The organism is Nonomuraea typhae (assembly GCF_009760925.1).
GTDB classification, from domain to species: domain Bacteria; phylum Actinomycetota; class Actinomycetes; order Streptosporangiales; family Streptosporangiaceae; genus Nonomuraea; species Nonomuraea typhae.
This window is the reverse complement of the sequence record NZ_VRLV01000002.1, coordinates 823,050-839,721: the sequence shown is the minus strand read 5'-3', so window position 1 is coordinate 839,721 and position 16,672 is coordinate 823,050. Positions and strand designations below refer to the sequence as shown.

Annotated in this window: 14 protein-coding genes; 6 read left to right on the top strand and 8 right to left on the bottom strand. The window is 70.8% G+C overall.

The window, feature by feature from the left end; genetic code table 11:
• Window positions 1-78 precede the first annotated feature (78 nt).
• Window positions 79-1,194 carry a TIGR03118 family protein gene (locus FVE25_RS10360; RefSeq protein WP_157246186.1) on the bottom strand — a complete coding sequence of 372 codons (1,116 nt, stop codon included), beginning with the start codon at window positions 1,192-1,194 and terminating at the stop codon, window positions 79-81.
• Window positions 1,195-1,284: 90 nt separating this feature from the next.
• On the opposite strand from FVE25_RS10360, the gene ppgK reads away from it, so the two are divergent.
• Complete coding sequence (ppgK, locus tag FVE25_RS10355; protein WP_157246185.1) at window positions 1,285-2,022, top strand: polyphosphate--glucose phosphotransferase; 738 nt, start codon at window positions 1,285-1,287, stop codon at window positions 2,020-2,022.
• 38 nt (window positions 2,023-2,060) lie between these two features.
• Here ppgK and FVE25_RS10350 read toward each other — a convergent pair whose 3' ends face one another.
• The 6 genes from FVE25_RS10350 to FVE25_RS10325 all read right to left on the bottom strand — a co-directional run bounded on the left by FVE25_RS10350 (window position 2,061) and on the right by FVE25_RS10325 (window position 9,452).
• A complete protein-coding gene (locus FVE25_RS10350; protein WP_157246184.1) occupies window positions 2,061-3,335 on the bottom strand; it encodes a hypothetical protein in 1,275 nt (424 codons plus the stop codon).
• Between the two features lies 1 nt (window position 3,336).
• Entirely contained in the window at window positions 3,337-4,629 is a 1,293-nt protein-coding gene (locus FVE25_RS55065; protein ID WP_157246183.1) for an OmpA family protein, read from the bottom strand.
• Window positions 4,626-5,534, bottom strand: coding sequence for a hypothetical protein (locus tag FVE25_RS10340; RefSeq protein WP_157246182.1), 909 nt, complete (start codon window positions 5,532-5,534; stop codon window positions 4,626-4,628). The genes FVE25_RS55065 and FVE25_RS10340 overlap by 4 nt, the downstream gene beginning before the upstream one ends.
• Window positions 5,531-7,780, bottom strand: coding sequence for a hypothetical protein (locus FVE25_RS10335; protein WP_157246181.1), 2,250 nt, complete (start codon window positions 7,778-7,780; stop codon window positions 5,531-5,533). Before FVE25_RS10335 ends, FVE25_RS10340 begins: the two co-directional genes overlap by 4 nt.
• Before the next feature lies 1 nt (window position 7,781).
• Window positions 7,782-8,561 (bottom strand): hypothetical protein, encoded by a 780-nt coding sequence (locus tag FVE25_RS10330; RefSeq protein WP_157246180.1) that lies wholly within the window; start codon window positions 8,559-8,561, stop codon window positions 7,782-7,784.
• A gap of 237 nt (window positions 8,562-8,798) precedes the next feature.
• Window positions 8,799-9,452 (bottom strand): Crp/Fnr family transcriptional regulator, encoded by a 654-nt coding sequence (locus tag FVE25_RS10325; protein WP_181019521.1) that lies wholly within the window; start codon window positions 9,450-9,452, stop codon window positions 8,799-8,801.
• A 491-nt stretch (window positions 9,453-9,943) separates the two neighbouring features.
• Between FVE25_RS10325 and hrpA the strand changes: the two genes are divergently transcribed.
• A complete protein-coding gene (gene hrpA / locus FVE25_RS10320; RefSeq protein WP_157246178.1) occupies window positions 9,944-13,810 on the top strand; it encodes an ATP-dependent RNA helicase HrpA in 3,867 nt (1,288 codons plus the stop codon).
• Here the strand turns inward: hrpA and FVE25_RS10315 are convergent.
• Window positions 13,800-14,399 carry a Uma2 family endonuclease gene (locus FVE25_RS10315; RefSeq protein WP_157246177.1) on the bottom strand — a complete coding sequence of 200 codons (600 nt, stop codon included), beginning with the start codon at window positions 14,397-14,399 and terminating at the stop codon, window positions 13,800-13,802. The genes hrpA and FVE25_RS10315 overlap by 11 nt on opposite strands.
• 108 nt (window positions 14,400-14,507) lie before the next feature.
• Here FVE25_RS10315 and FVE25_RS10310 point away from each other — a divergent pair, with 108 nt between their 5' ends.
• The 4 genes from FVE25_RS10310 to FVE25_RS10295 are packed head-to-tail and all read left to right on the top strand — an operon-like array spanning window position 14,508 to window position 16,550.
• Window positions 14,508-15,059: a TetR/AcrR family transcriptional regulator gene (locus FVE25_RS10310; protein ID WP_157246176.1), complete on the top strand. Its 552-nt coding sequence runs from the start codon at window positions 14,508-14,510 to the stop codon at window positions 15,057-15,059.
• Window positions 15,043-15,456, top strand: a complete 414-nt coding sequence (locus FVE25_RS10305; RefSeq protein WP_219825413.1) for a DUF5360 family protein — start codon at window positions 15,043-15,045, stop codon at window positions 15,454-15,456. The genes FVE25_RS10310 and FVE25_RS10305 overlap by 17 nt, the downstream gene beginning before the upstream one ends.
• On the top strand, window positions 15,453-15,854 hold the full coding sequence (locus FVE25_RS10300) for a DnaJ family domain-containing protein (RefSeq protein ID WP_157246175.1): 402 nt from the start codon (window positions 15,453-15,455) through the stop codon (window positions 15,852-15,854). The genes FVE25_RS10305 and FVE25_RS10300 overlap by 4 nt, the downstream gene beginning before the upstream one ends.
• A gap of 42 nt (window positions 15,855-15,896) precedes the next feature.
• Complete coding sequence (locus FVE25_RS10295) at window positions 15,897-16,550, top strand: HAD family hydrolase (protein WP_157246174.1); 654 nt, start codon at window positions 15,897-15,899, stop codon at window positions 16,548-16,550.
• Window positions 16,551-16,672: the final 122 nt, after the last annotated feature.

Here is a 16,672-nt window from a genome sequence, read left to right as displayed (position 1 = left end):
CGCGGGCAGGACGTCGTACCTGGGGAGAGGTTCACCGCCCGGGCGCGGGCCGCGCCGCCCGCGCCGGGCTCCAAGGCTCTAGTAACCACCTCCGCTCGTCCGGGTCGGAGTCGGTGAGGGATCGCCGGAGGGCGCCGGGGTGGTGGTGGCCGGGCGGGCGCCCGCGGGGCGGATGAGTCCGATGAGGCCGTGCTTGGCGCCGTCGATGCCGGCGGAGAACCAGACGGCGTTCTCGCCGCCGTTGGCCGCGGTGCCGGGCTCCAGGTCCCAGAGGCCGGGCAGGACGATCGGGCGGCCGTTGGCGGTGCGCAGCGCGCCCTGGTGGCGGCCGCGCTTGATGGCGTGGACGGTGCCGTCGCCGAAGTTGCCGACGAGCAGCGAGCCGGCGAGGGCGCCGAAGCCGCGCGGGGCGGTGGTGATCGCCCAGGGGGCGTTCAGCGGGCCGCGGGAGACGCGGCCGGTCAGCCTGCCGTCGGCGGTGAAGCGGCTGAGGAAGCCCTTACCGCGCCCGGGGACCGCCTTGCCGGTGTCCGGGTCGCGCAGGGCCGAGGCCACCCAGACGTTGCCGTTGGCCACCGCGACGTTGAACGGGTGGTAGTTCTGGGGCAGCGCCGGGTCGCGGAACTGCCAGCGGGCCAGCCGTACCCGCTTGAAGTCGTCGTCGAAGGCGTGGATGCGGCCACCGGCGAAGTCGGCGGCCAGCAGGAACGCGCCGTCGTCGGTCTCCAGCAGGGTCAGGCCCTTGTAGTCGGCGCCCCGGGTGAAGGCGGCGATGATGGCGTTGGCCGGGTCGGCCTCGGCGTTCCAGCCGCTGATGGCGCCGCTGGGGCTGGCGAAGATGAACGTGGCGGGCTTGCCCTTGACCGTGAAGCCCTGGCCGGTGTTGACGACCTGGCCGGTGGGCGCGCCGCCGGGGATGGCGACCTCGGTCTGCTCCTTCTTGCCGTTGCCCGAGTAGACGGTGGCGCTGCCGGTGCCGGTGTTGGAGACCCACAGGGTCTTGCCCATGGCCAGGCCCCAGGGGTTGACGACCTTGGGATCGGTGACGGGGGCCTTGCCGCGGACGTCGGAGACGAGGTTGACCACGTCGAAGCGGGCGCGGGGGGTGGATTGCGCGGGGGTGGTGAGGGTAGCTCCCAGCACGACCGCGACAGCGCCGAGCGTGATGATGCCGCGTCTATAGGGGTGCCGCATCCGTGCCTCCTTGGTGTGCGCTTGTGACGCGAGATACGCGGGAGGCGGGAGACTGGTTCAGCGTTGTTTACCACCGGGAATGGGACATATATGGAAGTTCTGGGCATCGATATCGGCGGTTCGGGGATCAAGGGAGCGCCCGTGGACGTGGTGGCGGGCCGCCTCACGCAGGAGCGCCTGCGCATCCCGACGCCCCAGCCCGCCAAGCCCGCGCCCATGGCGGAAACCGTCGCGCAGATCGTCGATCACTTCTCCTGGACCGGTCCCGTCGGCGTGACCTTTCCCGGCGTGATCATGGACGGGGTGGTCAGGAGCGCCGCCAACGTCCACCACTCGTGGGTCGGCGTGGACGCCGCGGATCTGTTCGGCGGCGCCCGGGTCGTCAACGACGCCGACGCCGCCGGCCTGGCCGAGCTCAGGTTCGGAGAGGGGCGCTCGCGCAAGGGCACCGTCCTCATGCTGACGTTCGGCACCGGCATCGGCAGCGCGCTGTTCGCCGACGGCGTGCTGGTCCCCAATACCGAACTCGGGCACCTGGAGCTGCACGGCAAGGACGCCGAGCACCGCGCCTCCGACCGGGCCCGCGAGGAGGAGGACCTCGGCTGGAAGGAGTGGGCGGAACGCGTCGAGACCTACCTGAAGCACGTGGAGAAGCTCTTCTCGCCCACGCTGTTCATCATCGGCGGCGGAGTCAGCAAAAAGGCGGACAAGTTCCTGCCGCACGTGAAGATCGACACGCCGATCGTGCCCGCCGCGCTCCAGAACGAGGCGGGCATCATCGGCGCCGCACTGGTGGCCGCCCCCGCGGGACCGCCACCGGCGGCGTAGCCGGCCTCCCGGGGATCAGCCCCAGCCCACCCCGCGGCTCACGGGGCCGCCCTCTGCCCGGCCAGCAGCTCCGCCAGCCGGTCCAGCTCCTCGCGGGCCCGCAGGGCCGGATGGCGCTCCAGGACCTCCTGCACCTGCAGCAACGCGCCGAACTCGGGCTCCGGCCCGGTGATTCCGGCCAGCTCCGGCCGGATCCGGTCCCGCAGGCCGGATCCGCGCGTGCCGTCGGCGAAGTCCGGAGGCAGGGGACCGGCCTGGTCGTGGAAGCCTCTGGCGTACAACATGAACTGGTAGGCGGTGCCGTACTGCTCGGAGACCCGGCTGACCAGGTCGTCGCGCAGGGCGCTGAGGTCGCTGTGGGCCAGGCTGTGCCGGCGGACCGCGCTGCCCGCCCGGCGCAGCCGCAGCGCCGCCCGCGCCCTCAGCAGCCGGCCCCGGCGCTTGACCTCCGCCTCGCGCGCCGCGTACGGGTCGTAGGCCACGATCTTCAGCGCCATGGCCGACAGCGTCAGCGTGACCATCAGGATCGTGATGAGGTCCGGCGGCAGCGGCCTCGAGAGCGGGCCGTCGTTGACGTCCTGTACGCGGTAGAGCGCCCAGCCGCCGATCAGCACGATCAGCAGCAGCGGCAGGGCCAGCCGCATCGTCCAGTGCAGAATCGCCGCCGCGGCCCGCCGGAATCCGGCGCGCTTGCGCTGGCGCGCGCCGTGCAGCCGGACGGCGCGGAAGACCGGCCCGCCCAGCAGCGTGCCCGCCACGACGATGCCCACGGTGAGCGCCAGCCCGGGCGCGAACGTGATCACCTGCTCCCGCCAGGACACGTCGGCGTTGCCGACGAACCGCTGGAAGATGCTCTGGAAGTACCACGTGTCGAACGCGCCCACCGCGATGATCGTCGGCCAGACGATCACGCGCACCCACAGGGGCCGCTGCGGCACGCCCGCCGTGACCCGCTCCTCGCGCAACCGCCGCCGATCCTGTACGGCCCGGCCGACCTCGCCGCCTTCGGCCACCGAGCGCAGCACGGCCAGGGCGGCCCGCGCGTCCTCGTCGGTGGTGATCACCCGGCGGCGTTCGCTCGCCATTCTCTCCTCGTGCTGCCTGACCAGGCGGGTCGCCCGGTTCTTGGCATCGAGCAGGGCCTGCGACTCGACGTTGTCGAGCTGTTCCGGCGCCCGGGCCGGTGTGCCGGTCAGGTACCGGTCGAAGTTGGTCTGCCAGCAGTCGCACCCGTGATGGCACATGTGCACGGGCCGCGCCGCGCCGGCCTCGACCAGCTCGCCCTCGACCGGCTCCTCGGCGTCTTCGTTCATGTCATCCACGCACCTTGTAAACGATCTCCACCCTGCGGTTGCACGTGTAGTCCGCCGCGCTGTCGCCGCGACAGCCCGGCTTGGGCCGTTCCTCTCCCGCGCCCTCGGCGGCGACGCCGCGCAGCCCTTCCTCCTGAAGCAGCGCCGCGACGCTTTCCGCCCGCCTTCCCGACAGCGCGGCGTTGTGGCCCGAGCTGCCGCGGCGATCGGTGTGGCCGATCACGGTGACGGTCTCCGGGCCCTGCGCGGCCAGTTCCACGGCGAACTCCTTGAGCCGCCGCGTCCCCCCGGCCGACAACGTCGCCGAGTCGGTCGCGAACAGCAGGTCGCCGGGGAACTCCTTGGTCCGCACCGAGCTGGGCGGGTGCTCGCTCTGCTGGAAGGCCACCGCCACGTCGGCGGCGCCCTCCTTCACGGTCGGCTGCCTGCCGTCCGTCGCCGGCAGCGCGCCGGGCTGCTGGCGCACGCCGATCTCGCACGAGCCGGCCTCGCCGGTGGCCGCCGCGCACAGGCCGCTCCAGAGCCGTTCGAGCCAGGTGAGATGGCCCTGCTGGGGCTGGGAGTGGCCCTTGCCGGAACTGCCGACCCAGGGCATCCGCACGCTCCAGCCGCGCAGCGCGGGAACGGCCTTCTGGGCCCTGCACGCCCTGACGATCCGGTCGGCGTGGCCGGGGTCGCGCATGGCGGTGGTGAGCAGCCCGGCGCAGCCCGTGGTGGACAATCCGTCGGAGGCCACGACCAGGGTGCGCCGGGTGTCCCGTCCCGCGCCGGTGACGGTGGGCTGGAAGGCGGCCAGCACGTTGCTGCCCTCCGTGTCCGGGGCCGACAGCGTCTTCTCCCCGAGGTGGAAGCGCAGGCAGGACCCGGTGTTGGCGGCGAAGTCCCTGCGGTTGACCTCGCCGCCGCTCATGCGGGGCAGGGAGATCTCCGCGGCCGTGACCCGGTTGCCGCCGTCGAAGGCGCCGACGCTGATCGTCGCGGGTGTGCGCAGCGACGGGATCAGGCCGCCCGAGCCGAAGCCGACCGAGCCGTCCGGCAGCGGGGTGCCGTCCCCGGCGAAGATCGCGGCGTACCAGTCGGGCACCTCACCGCTGTCCTTGTTCCGCATCGAGGCGCTGCGGTCCACCATGATGACGAGCTGCTCGGCGGTCGCCGTGCCATCGCCCTCGAGCCCTTTGAGGGCGGTGCAGGCGGCGTCCGGGTCGGCGGTCGTGGCCTGTGCGCCACCGAGCACCGAGCAGCCCGAGACCAGAATCGCGAGGACCGACAGGCCCGCGCAGGCGTGTGCTCTCATCCCTGCTCCTCCCACGGCATGGCGCCCGCCGGGGACAGCTCGACGCCCAGCCGTTCGAACGCCTCGCGGATCACCTTGTCGCTGCCGGTGACCAGGTCGAAGATGTTGACGTTGGCGGCCTTCTGCGCGTTGTCCACCATCTGCAGCACGCTGACGAAGTGCTCGAGCTCGCCCTTGCGGGCCTGCTGCATGGTGAGGATGACCTCGGCCGCGTTCGTGCCGTGCTCGGCCAGGAGGACGGCGAAGCGGCCGCGCCACGACTGGTCGCTGGCGATGAGGAAGTCCATCCACACGTCGCGCTCCGCGCCCAGCCGCTCCACCCGCGCCTTGGTGAGCTGCAGGCGCGCGTGCTCATCCATGATCAGGTAGGCCAGCTTCCGCTGGCGCTCGCGCACGTCCTCGGTCAGCGTGACCCAGGTGCGTGCGGCGACCTTGACGATCACCCGGTCGCAGTCGTGCACGGCCCGGGTGTAGCGGCCGTTCAGCGCGCGCTGGATCTCCTCCTCGGCCAGCTCCGGCCGGTGCGCCGGGATCGTCCGCGCCGCCGCGCGCACCAGGTCGTGCACCTCGCGCCTGACCCGGCTGCGCAGGGTGGCGATCTCCGTCCGCAGCAGCGCCTCGTCGTCGTTCTGCGGCGTCGCCGGCTGGGCGCACCAGGTGACCCAGACCGAGACCTCGAAGTGCAGGGCGTCGCCCTCGGCGGGTGTCACCAGCGTCAGCGCCTCGTCGGTGACGTGCAGGCCCTCGCTCTGGGAGTGCGTGCAGACCATCGGCGGCGGCTGGAGGACACGCTGGGTGTACATGATCGGGTTCGGCGGTTCCTCCGCCGTGCAGGCGTGCGGCACCGCGCTCTCGGGGACGGGCCCGCGCCGGATCCTGGTCCACAGTCGGCGGAGAAATCTCATGCCTTGGGCTCCTTCATCAGCCGGTCCAGGTGCCTGGCGAGGTCGGCGCTCAGCTCCTCGCGCAGGTACCAGTGCTTCATGTGCATCCGCAGCGGCGCGTCCAGCGCGCTGTCGCTCAGCCGGAAGACCTCCTCGACGACGCCACGCCTGCGCTCGTCGAGATCCGTCCAGCCCGTCACCCACGCGGTCAGCGCCGACCACGCCTCGATCACCGGGCGCTCGGCCGAGAACCCCCTGCCCAGGCCGTGGGCGAGCGCGTTCACCCACAGCCGCACCAGCCTCGGCCGGGCCAGCGCCCATTCGGCCGAGTCGAACCACTCCACCCGCAGCCCGCCCGCGGCCACCACCAGCCGGGTCAGCACCAGCGCCGCCGTCCGGCTCAGCTCCCAGCTGCCCAGCCGGGCCCACTCGTCGGCGTGCGCGAGGATCGGGGCCGCGCTGGCCGGGGTGAGGATCTCGGTCACCGACCGCGCCACGGCTTCCTGCATGTACGGCGGCGCCTCCTTGACCAGCACCCGCCGGAAGGCGTTCATCGCCTCCTCCACGCGCTGCTCGCCGATCCAGGAGCCGTACGCCTTGACCACGATCGAGCGCTGCGCCCGGGTGCCCTTCGACCAGTCGGCCAGCCGCCGGGTGATCAGCGGCGCGATCTCCTCGACGCGGGCGCCGGCCTCCAGCGTCCAGGCCGCCAGCCACCGGGTCCGCCACGTGGCCTTGGCGCCGCTCCATTTCTTCAGGAACGCGTGGTCGACGACGTCGAAGTCGAAGGCGGCCAGCCGCCCGATCGCGTGCGCGGCCTTGATGCGGACCTCGCGCTGGCGGTGCTCCGACAGGTGGCTCAGCCAGCCCTGCAGCGGGTCGCGGATGCTCTGTCCCTCGCGCCAGGCCACCTCCAGGATGGCGGCGGCCATGAGCGGCTGGCGCAGCCGGACCACGCGCCCCTTGTCGCCGGACTCGCTCTCCTCCGTCTCGGCCTCCGCGTGGTCCAGCGCCTTCTCCAGCCACGCCCACGACCGGGGCTCGGCACCCTCACCGCCGGTGCCGATCAGCTCGGCCAGCCCGGCCGCGGCCCGGGTGACCGTGACCACGGACAGGCCGTTGAGCACCGCCGCGCTGAGCGTGAAGCAGACCAGCGCCACGTCGCGGTCGTCGAGGAGCCGCTGCGCCTTCTCCCGCAACTGCCTCGGCTGCAGCTCGGACAGGCTGGCCAGGTCACCCGTCCTGACCAGGACCTTCGCCGCCTCCCTCGCCAGCCGGGCGCTCTCGCCCGGGGTGAGTTCGGCCACGTCGAGCTTCTCGTAGCCGGGCAGCTTGGCCAGCAGGGCCAGGTCGAAGGTGTCGTAGCCGGTCGAGCGCGTGCTGTCGTGCCCGTCCAGGCCCAGCGCGGCCACCACCCCGGCGGGCAGCGCGCCGGCCTGGTCGCGCAGCTCGTGGCGCAGCCACCGGGCGAACACGCGCTCCGGCTCCGGCCTGTCGTGCGGCACCGCGATCTGCTCGGCCAGGCCCTCGGGCCCGGCCAGCACCACGAACCGGCACGACAGCCGCCTGGCCAGATCGGCGAGCTGCCGCAGGGCCCGCTCCGGCCGCCTGCGCCAGCCTGCGCCGGTCGCGTCCACCACGTAGCCCACGCCTCTGGACAGGTCGGACTCGCGCAGCTCAGAGGGGTCGGCGTCGAGCATGAGGACCGCGGCCTCCGGCTCGTCGTTCCGCCCGGTGCGCGGATACAGCAGCGCGGCCAGGGCGGCGAACTCGCGCCCGCTCCTGGCGCCGCCGCCGATCACGACCAGGCTCTCGTGGTCGAGGCGCTTCACCAGCTCCCAGTAGGACTCGGTCGGGACCAGCGTCGCCTCGACCACGTGCCGGGCGACCGGGTGGGCGCGGGCGCGCGGAACCGTGCTCCCGATGAAGATGTCGCCGCCGTGGGTCTCGGCGTACACCGAGTCCTTGACCTGGTGGGACGAGCCCAGGGCGAGCGTGGCCAGGTTGAGCTCGCGCATGCTGCGCTCGCGCTCCTCGGCCACCATGCGATGGTTCAGGGGGAGGTCGTCGTCGGTCTCCTCCTCGTCCAGCGAGACGCGCCGCGGCTGCTCCTCCGGCGTGCTGTCCGCGGGAGCCGGAGGCTCCGGCGTCGGCTCGGCCGCGCCGTCCGCCTCCGGACCGGGGTCCTGGGCAGGGGGCGCGGCGGGGGAGGACGGCGGTTCCGGAGGCTCCGGCTCCGGGTCCCCCGCGGGGTGGGGCTCGGTCATCTCAGTGCTTCCCGCCCAGGCTGATGTCCCCGACGTTGATGTCACCCTCGTGGGTCTCGTTGACCACGGAGTCGGTGATCTTGTGGGCCGAGCCGTACACGAGCGTGCCGGGGCCGGCGGGCAGCGGGCGGGGTTCCTCGGCGGCGGGCGGTCCGGGGGCGTAGGCGTCCAGGTCGGCGAGCTCGTGCAGGTCGCAGCCGGCGACGTAGAGGTAGGCGGTGTAGGTGTCGGACTTGGCGCGCACGTGCACCTGCCGGAACTCCGCCGGGCTCAGCGAGCCGTAGCCGTCGCTGAGGTAGTCGTTGAACACCCGGTCGGAGACGATCACGGCCAGGTCGGCGCCCGGGCAGAGCCGCAGGGCGTCGCGTACGGCCTGCGCGTCCGCCAGGCGGTTGACCTGGACCGCGTGCCCGCCCGGGACTCCCATGGCGCCGTCGGTGCGGATCGGGCCCTCGTGCAGGGCCAGGCGCAGCCGCAGGCGGGTCCAGGGGGAGGGCTTGGGCCGGTGGTTGTGGGCGGCCAGGGCCAGGCAGAGCTCCGGGATGAACGTTTCGGCCAGCGTCCCGACCGGGGTGCCGCCGGGCAGGACCGAGAACTCGCCGTCGCCGGTCTGCTGGATCAGCCAGCCTTCGCGGGCCAGGCCCGCGGCCGCGGCGGCGATGGCCAGGACGCTGCTGAGGTTCTCCTGGGCGGTGGCCTGCTGGGAGTTGGTGCGCAGGCTGTACGCCTCCAGGTCGACCGTCATCATCGGCCGGTGTTTGGGCATGCCGAGATCAGGCATTCGCTACCTCCGTAAGTGGGCTGTGGGCACACCCTGCCAGGGGTGTGCCAATTGGATTCCGTCAAAATCCGGGTTTCGGGCGATATTTCGGGAGATCCGGTAGAGCGGTATTTCAGAATGTTGTTCGACGGTGCTTGGGCATGGTGGGGCCCGATCGCACACGTGTTCATTGAACGTTCATTGAGCGTTCAAGACAGGGTGATGCGATTCGCCGGGAGTGCGTAGTTTTTGCGCGATTTATGTTGAAATATCGGAGAATGTGGCTAGCTCTGTGTATTTAGTGATCTTGACGGGCCGGGACCGCGAATCGAGATACCCCAGCCCCGCCAGCTGGCGCATCGCGCGGTTGACCGAATCGGGTGCGGCGCCGATGAGCGCCGCGTACTCCGCCTGCGTCAGCGTCACGCCCACGCTGGCGCACTCGCCCGTCCTGGTGCCGTGGAGCTCGGCCAGCTCCAGCAGCACCCTGCCCAGGCGCACCGCCACCGGATAGCCGCCGATGTCGAGCCGCCGCTGGTTGGCGTAGCGCAGCCGGGAGCTGAACATCCGGTTGAGCGTCAGCGCGGTCGCGGGCCTGGCGTCGAGGTGCGCCAGGAACACCGGCCCGGGGATGTGACTGATCAACGACCTGCGGCAGGTCGTGACCGTCGCGAAGCGGGCGGTGTTGTCGAGGACCGCCATCTCCCCGACCAGGTCGCCGGACAGGCGGATGGCGAGCAGCGTCTGCGCGCCGTTCTCGACGGTCGCCGTCACCTTCACGAGCGCGTCGATGAGTAAATAGACGTCGCCTGCCGGGTCGCCCTGGCGGATGAGCGTCGTGTCGGCCGGATGCATCCGGTGCCGTCCTAGATCAAGAAACTCGCGCCGGTCCGCGGGGGGAAGCTTGGCCATGAATGTTCCGGGAGGCCAGCCTCGTTCGCGACGTTCTTCCGGGTATTCGCGCATGGCTGTCGCCCTCGTTCTAACGAAGACTACGTGGAGGGCGTTGAGTATAGGGCTATTTCTTGACTTCTCACGATTTAAACGAAATGGGCAAGATTCTTTTCATATAACGCCAATCCCGCTGAAGCACACCTGCCACACTGGTCTCAGGACTCGCCGGCCGTACCACTCGCGAGGCCGGACCGGGCGCTGCCCCGGCACCGGCGTCCCACAGGCCGGTCGTGATCAAAAATCTCCCGGGAGGCATGCAACCCATCGGCCGTCTCAGGAGTCTCACTAGTGTCCGTGGCCGACCGTGGTGAACTCTGGGGAGAGTGCTGACACACCGCGGCCGGCCACGGACCACACGTGGGGCGATATTGGGATGCGCGGCCCGCCGCGCTCGGGCACGATGGGCGGTTGGCACCCGGCACGCGGGGCTCAAATATCCTGAAAGCAGTATGGGAACCTCGTCGTTGTCCTCTCCACTGTCCGAGCTCCAGAGCCGCCTGCCCGAACTCATGCCGCGCGACCAGCGGCGCCTTCGGCGCAGGCTCGACGGCGTGCGCCGGGTACGCTCCCGCGAGGCGCGTGACAAGATCACCGCGGAGATCCTCGCCGACGTCGAACGCGCCGAGCAGCGCCTGGTCCGGCGCCGCGAAGCCGTACCCGCGGTGACCTATCCGGAAGAGCTGCCCGTCTCCCAGCGCAGGGACGACATCCTCGAGGCCATCCGCGACCACCAGGTCGTGATCATCGCGGGCGAGACCGGCTCCGGCAAGACCACCCAGATCCCCAAGATCTGCCTCGAGCTCGGGCGCGGCGTGCGCGGCGTCATCGGGCACACCCAGCCCCGCCGGATCGCCGCCAGGACCGTCGCCGAGCGCATCGCCGAAGAACTCGGCACCGAGCTGGGGCAGACCGTCGGCTACAAGGTCCGCTTCACCGACCAGGCCAGTGACCGGACCCTGGTCAAGCTCATGACCGACGGCATCCTGCTGGCCGAGCTGCAGAACGACCGGCTGCTGGAGCAGTACGACACGCTGATCATCGACGAGGCCCACGAGCGCAGCCTCAACATCGACTTCATCCTCGGCTACCTCAAACAGCTGCTGCCCCGCCGCCCCGACCTCAAGATCATCATCACCAGCGCCACGATCGACCCCGAGCGCTTCTCCCGCCACTTCGGCGACGCCCCGATCGTCGAGGTCTCCGGCCGCACCTACCCGGTCGAGGTCCGCTACCGGCCGCTCAACGACGAGGACGACCAGACGCAGGGCATCGTCGAGGCGTGCAGGGAACTCGTCCTGGAAGGGCCCGGCGACATCCTCGTCTTCCTCAGCGGCGAGCGCGAGATCCGCGACGCCGCCGACGCCCTGGGCAAGGCCGACTTCCGCAACACCGAAGTGCTCCCGCTCTACGCCCGCCTCAGCGCCGCCGAGCAGCACCGCGTCTTCCAGCGCCACACCGGCCGCCGCATCGTGCTGGCCACCAACGTGGCCGAGACCTCGCTGACCGTGCCCGGCATCAAGTACGTCGTGGACCCCGGCTTCGCCCGCATCTCCCGCTACAGCCACCGCACCAAGGTCCAGCGCCTGCCCATCGAGGCCATCTCCCAGGCCAGCGCCAACCAGCGCAAGGGACGCTCCGGCCGGACCTCCGACGGCATCTGCATCCGCCTGTACGAGGAGGAGGACTTCCTCAACCGGCCGGAGTTCACCGACCCCGAGATCCTGCGCACCAACCTCGCCAGCGTCATCCTGCAGATGACCTCGATCGGCCTCGGCGACATCGAGGCATTCCCGTTCGTCGAGCCGCCGGACAAACGCCAGGTGCGCGACGGCGTCAACCTGCTGGTCGAGCTCGGCGCCTTCGACGCCCACGGCACGCTCACCGGCGTCGGCCGCAAGCTCGCCGGGCTGCCGGTCGACCCGCGCCTGGCCCGCATGGTGCTGGAGGCCGACAAGAACGGCTGCCTGCGCGAGGTCATGGTCATCGCCGCCGCCCTGTCCATCCAGGACCCGCGCGAGCGCCCGGCCGACAAGCAGCAGCAGGCCGACGAGAAGCACCGCCGCTTCGCCGACCCCGAATCCGACTTCCTGACCTACCTCAACCTCTGGAACTACCTCAAGGACAAGCAGAAGGAACTGTCCTCCAGCGCCTTCCGCCGCCTGTGCAAGGCCGAGTTCCTCAACTACCTGCGCGTGCGCGAGTGGCAGGACATCTACAGCCAGATCCGGCAGACCCTCGGCGTCCAGCCGAACAGCACCCCGGCCTCGCCGTACCAGATCCACGGCTCGCTCCTCGTCGGCCTGCTCTCCCACATCGGCGTCAAGGACGTCGTGGAGAAGCAGCGCGGGCAGGACGGCCGGCGGCCCATCCAGGAGTACGTCGGGGCGCGCAACGCCCGCTTCGCGATCTTCCCCGGCTCCGCGCTGGCCAGGAAGCAGCCGCAGTGGCTCATGTCCGCCGAGCTCGTCGAGACCTCTCGGCTGTGGGCCAGGGTCAACGCCAAGATCGAGCCCGACTGGGTGGAGCCGCTCGCCCAGCACCTGGTCAAACGCACCTACTCCGAGCCGCACTGGGAGAAGAACCAGGGCGCGGTGATCGCGCTGGAGAAGGTCACGCTGTACGGCGTGCCGCTCGTGGTCGGGCGCAAGGTGAACTACGGGCGCATCGATCCGGAGCTGTCGCGGGAGCTGTTCATCCGGCACGCCCTGGTCGAGGGCGACTGGGACAGCCACCACGCCTTCCTCAAGGAGAACCGCAAGCTGCTCGGCGAGGTCGAGGAACTGGAGGCGCGGGCCCGCAGGCGCGACATCATGGTCGACGACGAGGCGTTGTTCGACTTCTACGACCAGCGGGTGCCCGCCGACGTGGTCTCCGCCCGGCACTTCGACTCCTGGTGGAAGAAGGTCGAGGACAAGACCGTCCTGACGTTCACACCGGAGATGCTGGTCAACGAGGGCGCCGACGTCAGCGCCCGCGACTACCCCGACACCTGGCGGCAGCTCGGCCAGCGGATGAAGCTGACCTACCAGTTCGAGCCCGGCGCGGACGCCGACGGCGTCACCGTCCACGTGCCGCTGCAGGTGCTCAACCAGGTCAACGGCGACGGCTTCGACTGGCAGATCCCCGGCCTGCGCGAAGAGCTGATCACCGCGCTGATCCGGGCGTTGCCCAAGAACGTCCGCCGCAACTTCGTGCCCGCGCCCAACTACGCCAAGCAGGTGCTGGCCGGCGTCAAGCCGACCGGTGAGCCGCTGCTGGAGGCGGTCGAGCGGGAGCTGCTGCGGCTGACCGGGATCCGCGTCCCGCGCGACGCCTGGCAGCTCGACCAGGTCCCCGACCACCTGCGCATCACCTACCGGGTGATCGACGAGCGCAAGCGCACGATCGCCGAGGGCAAGGACATCGACGCGCTGAAGAAGCAGCTCGCCCCGCGCCTGCGCAAGACGCTCTCGGCGGCCGGCGACGACGTCGAGCGCACCGGCCTGCACACGTGGAGCTTCGGCGCCCTGCCCAAGGTGTTCGAGCAGGGCCGCATGAAGGGCTACCCGGCCTTGGTGGATGAAGGCACGAGCGTCGGCGTCAAGATCTTCGAGACGCAGGCCGAGCAGCGCCGCTCCATGTGGACCGGCACCCGCCGCCTGCTGCTGCTCAACGTCACCAACCCGGCCAGGTCGCTGCTCGGCGGCCTGTCCAACCAGGCCAAGCTGGCCCTGTCACGCAGCCCGCACGGCGGCGCGGTGGCGTTGTTCGACGACGTGGTCAACGCCGCCGTGGACAAGCTGATGACCGACGTGGGCGGCCCCGCCTGGGAGCCCGTCGCCTTCGACCGCCTCTACCAGCACGTGCGGGCCGAGCTGTACGACACGGCGCGGGACGTCCTGGGCAAGGTGGAGCAGATCCTGAGCGCGTGGCACACGGTGGGCACGCAACTGGCCGCGCTACGGCAGAGCGCTTCGACGGACGACGTCCGCGAGCAGTTGGACAGGCTGGTGTTCGCCGGTTTCGTCACGGCGACGGGAGTGAAGCGGCTACCCGACGTTTCCCGCTACATCCGGGCGATCGAGCGGCGGCTGACCAAGCTGCCCGAGGAGCCGTGGCGGGACGAGGAGTGGATGGGCCGGGTGCACAAGGTGGAGGACGACTACTACGACGCCCTGGACCGGCTGCCCCCTGCGCGGCGGGGGGATGCGGAGGTGCGGGAGATCCGGTGGATGATCGAGGAGTTGCGGGTCAGCTTCTTCGCCCAGACCCTCGGGACGCCCACGCCGGTGTCGGAGAAGCGGATCACGAGGGCCCTGGAAAAGCTCAGTCCATGAGCAAGGTACTGGTGTCCAGATCGAAGTCGATCGGCGCGGGTAGAGGCAGCGTGCAACCGAGGGGCTGAAGGGCCTTCTTGTTGTACAGCTCGTCGACGATCTCGTAATGGACGCTTACAGACCCCTCCAACGGGTCGATCAGGAGGTAGATGGGCACGCCGCCGGCCGCGTAGAGATCTGGCTTGATGACTCGGTCATCGTGTGCGCTACCGGGAGAGACCACTTCCGCAGCCAGGATCACGCCGGTGGAGCGCAATTCCGAATCACCCCACAAAGGGCAATCCTTTGGCGCGAGTGCGAAATCGGGTACGAGAGTATCTCGAGGCCCATCGATGCAGATGTTGACGCCTCCGTAGCACTCCCAGTCCTCTCTGTCGATTACGGGTATGAACAGACGGCTCAGCCGCCAGGCGATCGCCTGATGCTTGGGCTTTCCCATGGGGCTCACGCGAAGCGTCCCTTCGATGACCTCGACCCGGAGACCGGGGAGGGGGGGTAGGGCATCGAACAGTTCCCGCACCGTCGTCGGTAGTTGGTCTGCGGGAGCGGTGTAGGGCTTCACGCGCGGCCGATGCTCGGTGATGACCATGAACCTGTCCCTTCGTATTCGAGCGGGCACGCTAAGTATTGCATCACGTCGCTACGTCTCATAGGCAAACCTTGAAACTTTACCGGCCGACCGGTACAGTTTCGAGCCATGCCAAGACCGAGCTCCCGCGAACGCCTGCTGGACGCCGCCGCCGACGTCCTGCTCACCGACGGGGCCGAGGCGCTCACGCTGGAAGCCGTGGCCAGGCGGGCCGGCGTGTCGAAGGGCGGCCTGTTCTACCACTTCCCCACGAAGCAGGCCCTGGTGGCCGGCATGGTCGAGCGGCTGACCGGCGCCTTCGACGCCGCGCTGGCCGAGGCCGGGGAGCGGCCGGGTGACTACCTGCGCGCCTACATCGACGCCACCATCCCCGAGCGGCACACCGGGCCCGAGGCGCCCGCCGACCGGGTCACCGTGGCGCTGCTGGCGGGGGTGCTCGTCGATCCGGCCGGGCTGGAGCCGCTGCGGCAGCGTTATGCCGCCTGGCAGGCCCGGCTGGCCGGCGACGGCATCGATCCGGCCGTGGCGACAGCCGTACGGCTGGCCGTGGACGGATGGTGGGCGGCGCGGCTGCTGGGGCTCGGTGAGCCGGAGCCGGGACTGCACGAGGACACCCGCCGCTACCTCCTGGAGTTGATCGAGCGTGCTGCGCACGACTAAGGCATTGATGCTCGCCACCGACGTCGGCTTCATCGTCTACTTCGGCGTGACGGGCCTCGGCCTGATCCCGCCCGAGTGGGCGTTCGCCGACTACGGCAACCCGCTCATGGCCGCCTGGAACTGGTCGTTCCTGTGGATCGACCTGCTGGCCAGCGCGACCGGGCTGACCAGCCTGTGGCTGCTCCGGAAGGGCGGGCCGGGCGGGCCGCCGCTCATGCTGGTGTCGCTGGTGCTGACCATGGCCTCGGGGCTCATGGCCATCGCCTTCTGGACGTTGCGCGGCGACTTCTCCCCGGCCTGGTGGATCCCCAACCTCTACCTGATGCTCTTCCCGCTCCCGGCCGTCGTCTGCCTGATCACGGGGGCGGCGGCACGCCTGCGTAGCATGGAATCATGACGGATCGCAAACCAGCGGGCATGCCGTTCGAATCCTTCATCGACCGGCAGATCCGAGAGGCCCAGGAGCGCGGCGAGTTCGATGACCTGCCGGGTGCGGGCAAGCCGCTGCCGGGCGCGGGCCGTCCCCACGACGACAACTGGTGGCTCAAGAACAAGCTGGCGGAAGAGGGCCTGACCATGCCGCTGCCGCCGGTCCTGGCGCTGCGCAAGGAAGCCGACGAGGTGCTGGAGCTGGCGCTGAACGCCGGGTCCGAGGGAGAGGTCCGGCAGCTCATCGAGGGCGTGAACGAGAAGATCAACGCGGCGATCAGGCGCGGGGTGTCCGGTCCGCCCGTCGATCTCTTCCCCTTCGACGTCGAACGGGTCATCGAACGCTGGCGGGCGGCGCGGGACTGACGCCATACCCTTGGCGTGGTTCACACGTGAGGGAAGAGGCAGATGATCAAGGCGCTGGTGTTCGACGTCGGAGAGACGCTCATCGATGAGACCCGCATCTGGAGCCGCTGGGCCGACCGGCTGGGCGTGCCGCGGCTGACGTTCATGGGCGTGCTCGGGGGCGTGGCCGCGCTCGAGCGCTCCCACCGTGACGTGTTCGCGATCCTCCGGCCCGGCCTCGACGTGGACGCGGAGGCCGCCGCGTGGAAGCGCGACGACCCTGCCGGGCTGCGCAACCACTTCGACGCCGATGACCTTTACCCCGATGTGCGCCCGGCGCTGAGCGCCCTGCGGGCGGCGGGGTACCAGGTGGTGATCGCCGGGAACCAGCCGGTCGAGGCGTATGACGCGCTGGTGGCCATGGACCTGCCCGCGGACTCCATCCACACCTCCGACGGCTGGGGGGTGGCCAAGCCGGCGCCGTCCTTCTTCGCCAAGGCGGCCTCGGTGGCCGGGCGCGAGCCGGCCGAGATCCTGTACGTCGGCGACCGCCTGGACAACGACATCCGGCCCGCCCGCGCGGCCGGCATGCGCACCGCCCTGCTCCGGCGCGGCCCGTGGGGCTTCCTGCACGCCGCGGACCCCGCGGCCGCCGATCAGGCCGACCTGGTGATCGACGACCTGCACGCCCTGCTGCCCGCCCTGCCCGGCCTCTGAGGCTCACCGGCCGGCTCGATGGCTCGACGGCCGCATAGCTCGGCGGCCGGCGCGATGGCTCGGCTGCCGGGTTCGACGGTTCAGTGGCCGGGTTCGACGGTTCAGCGGTCGGGTTCGACGGT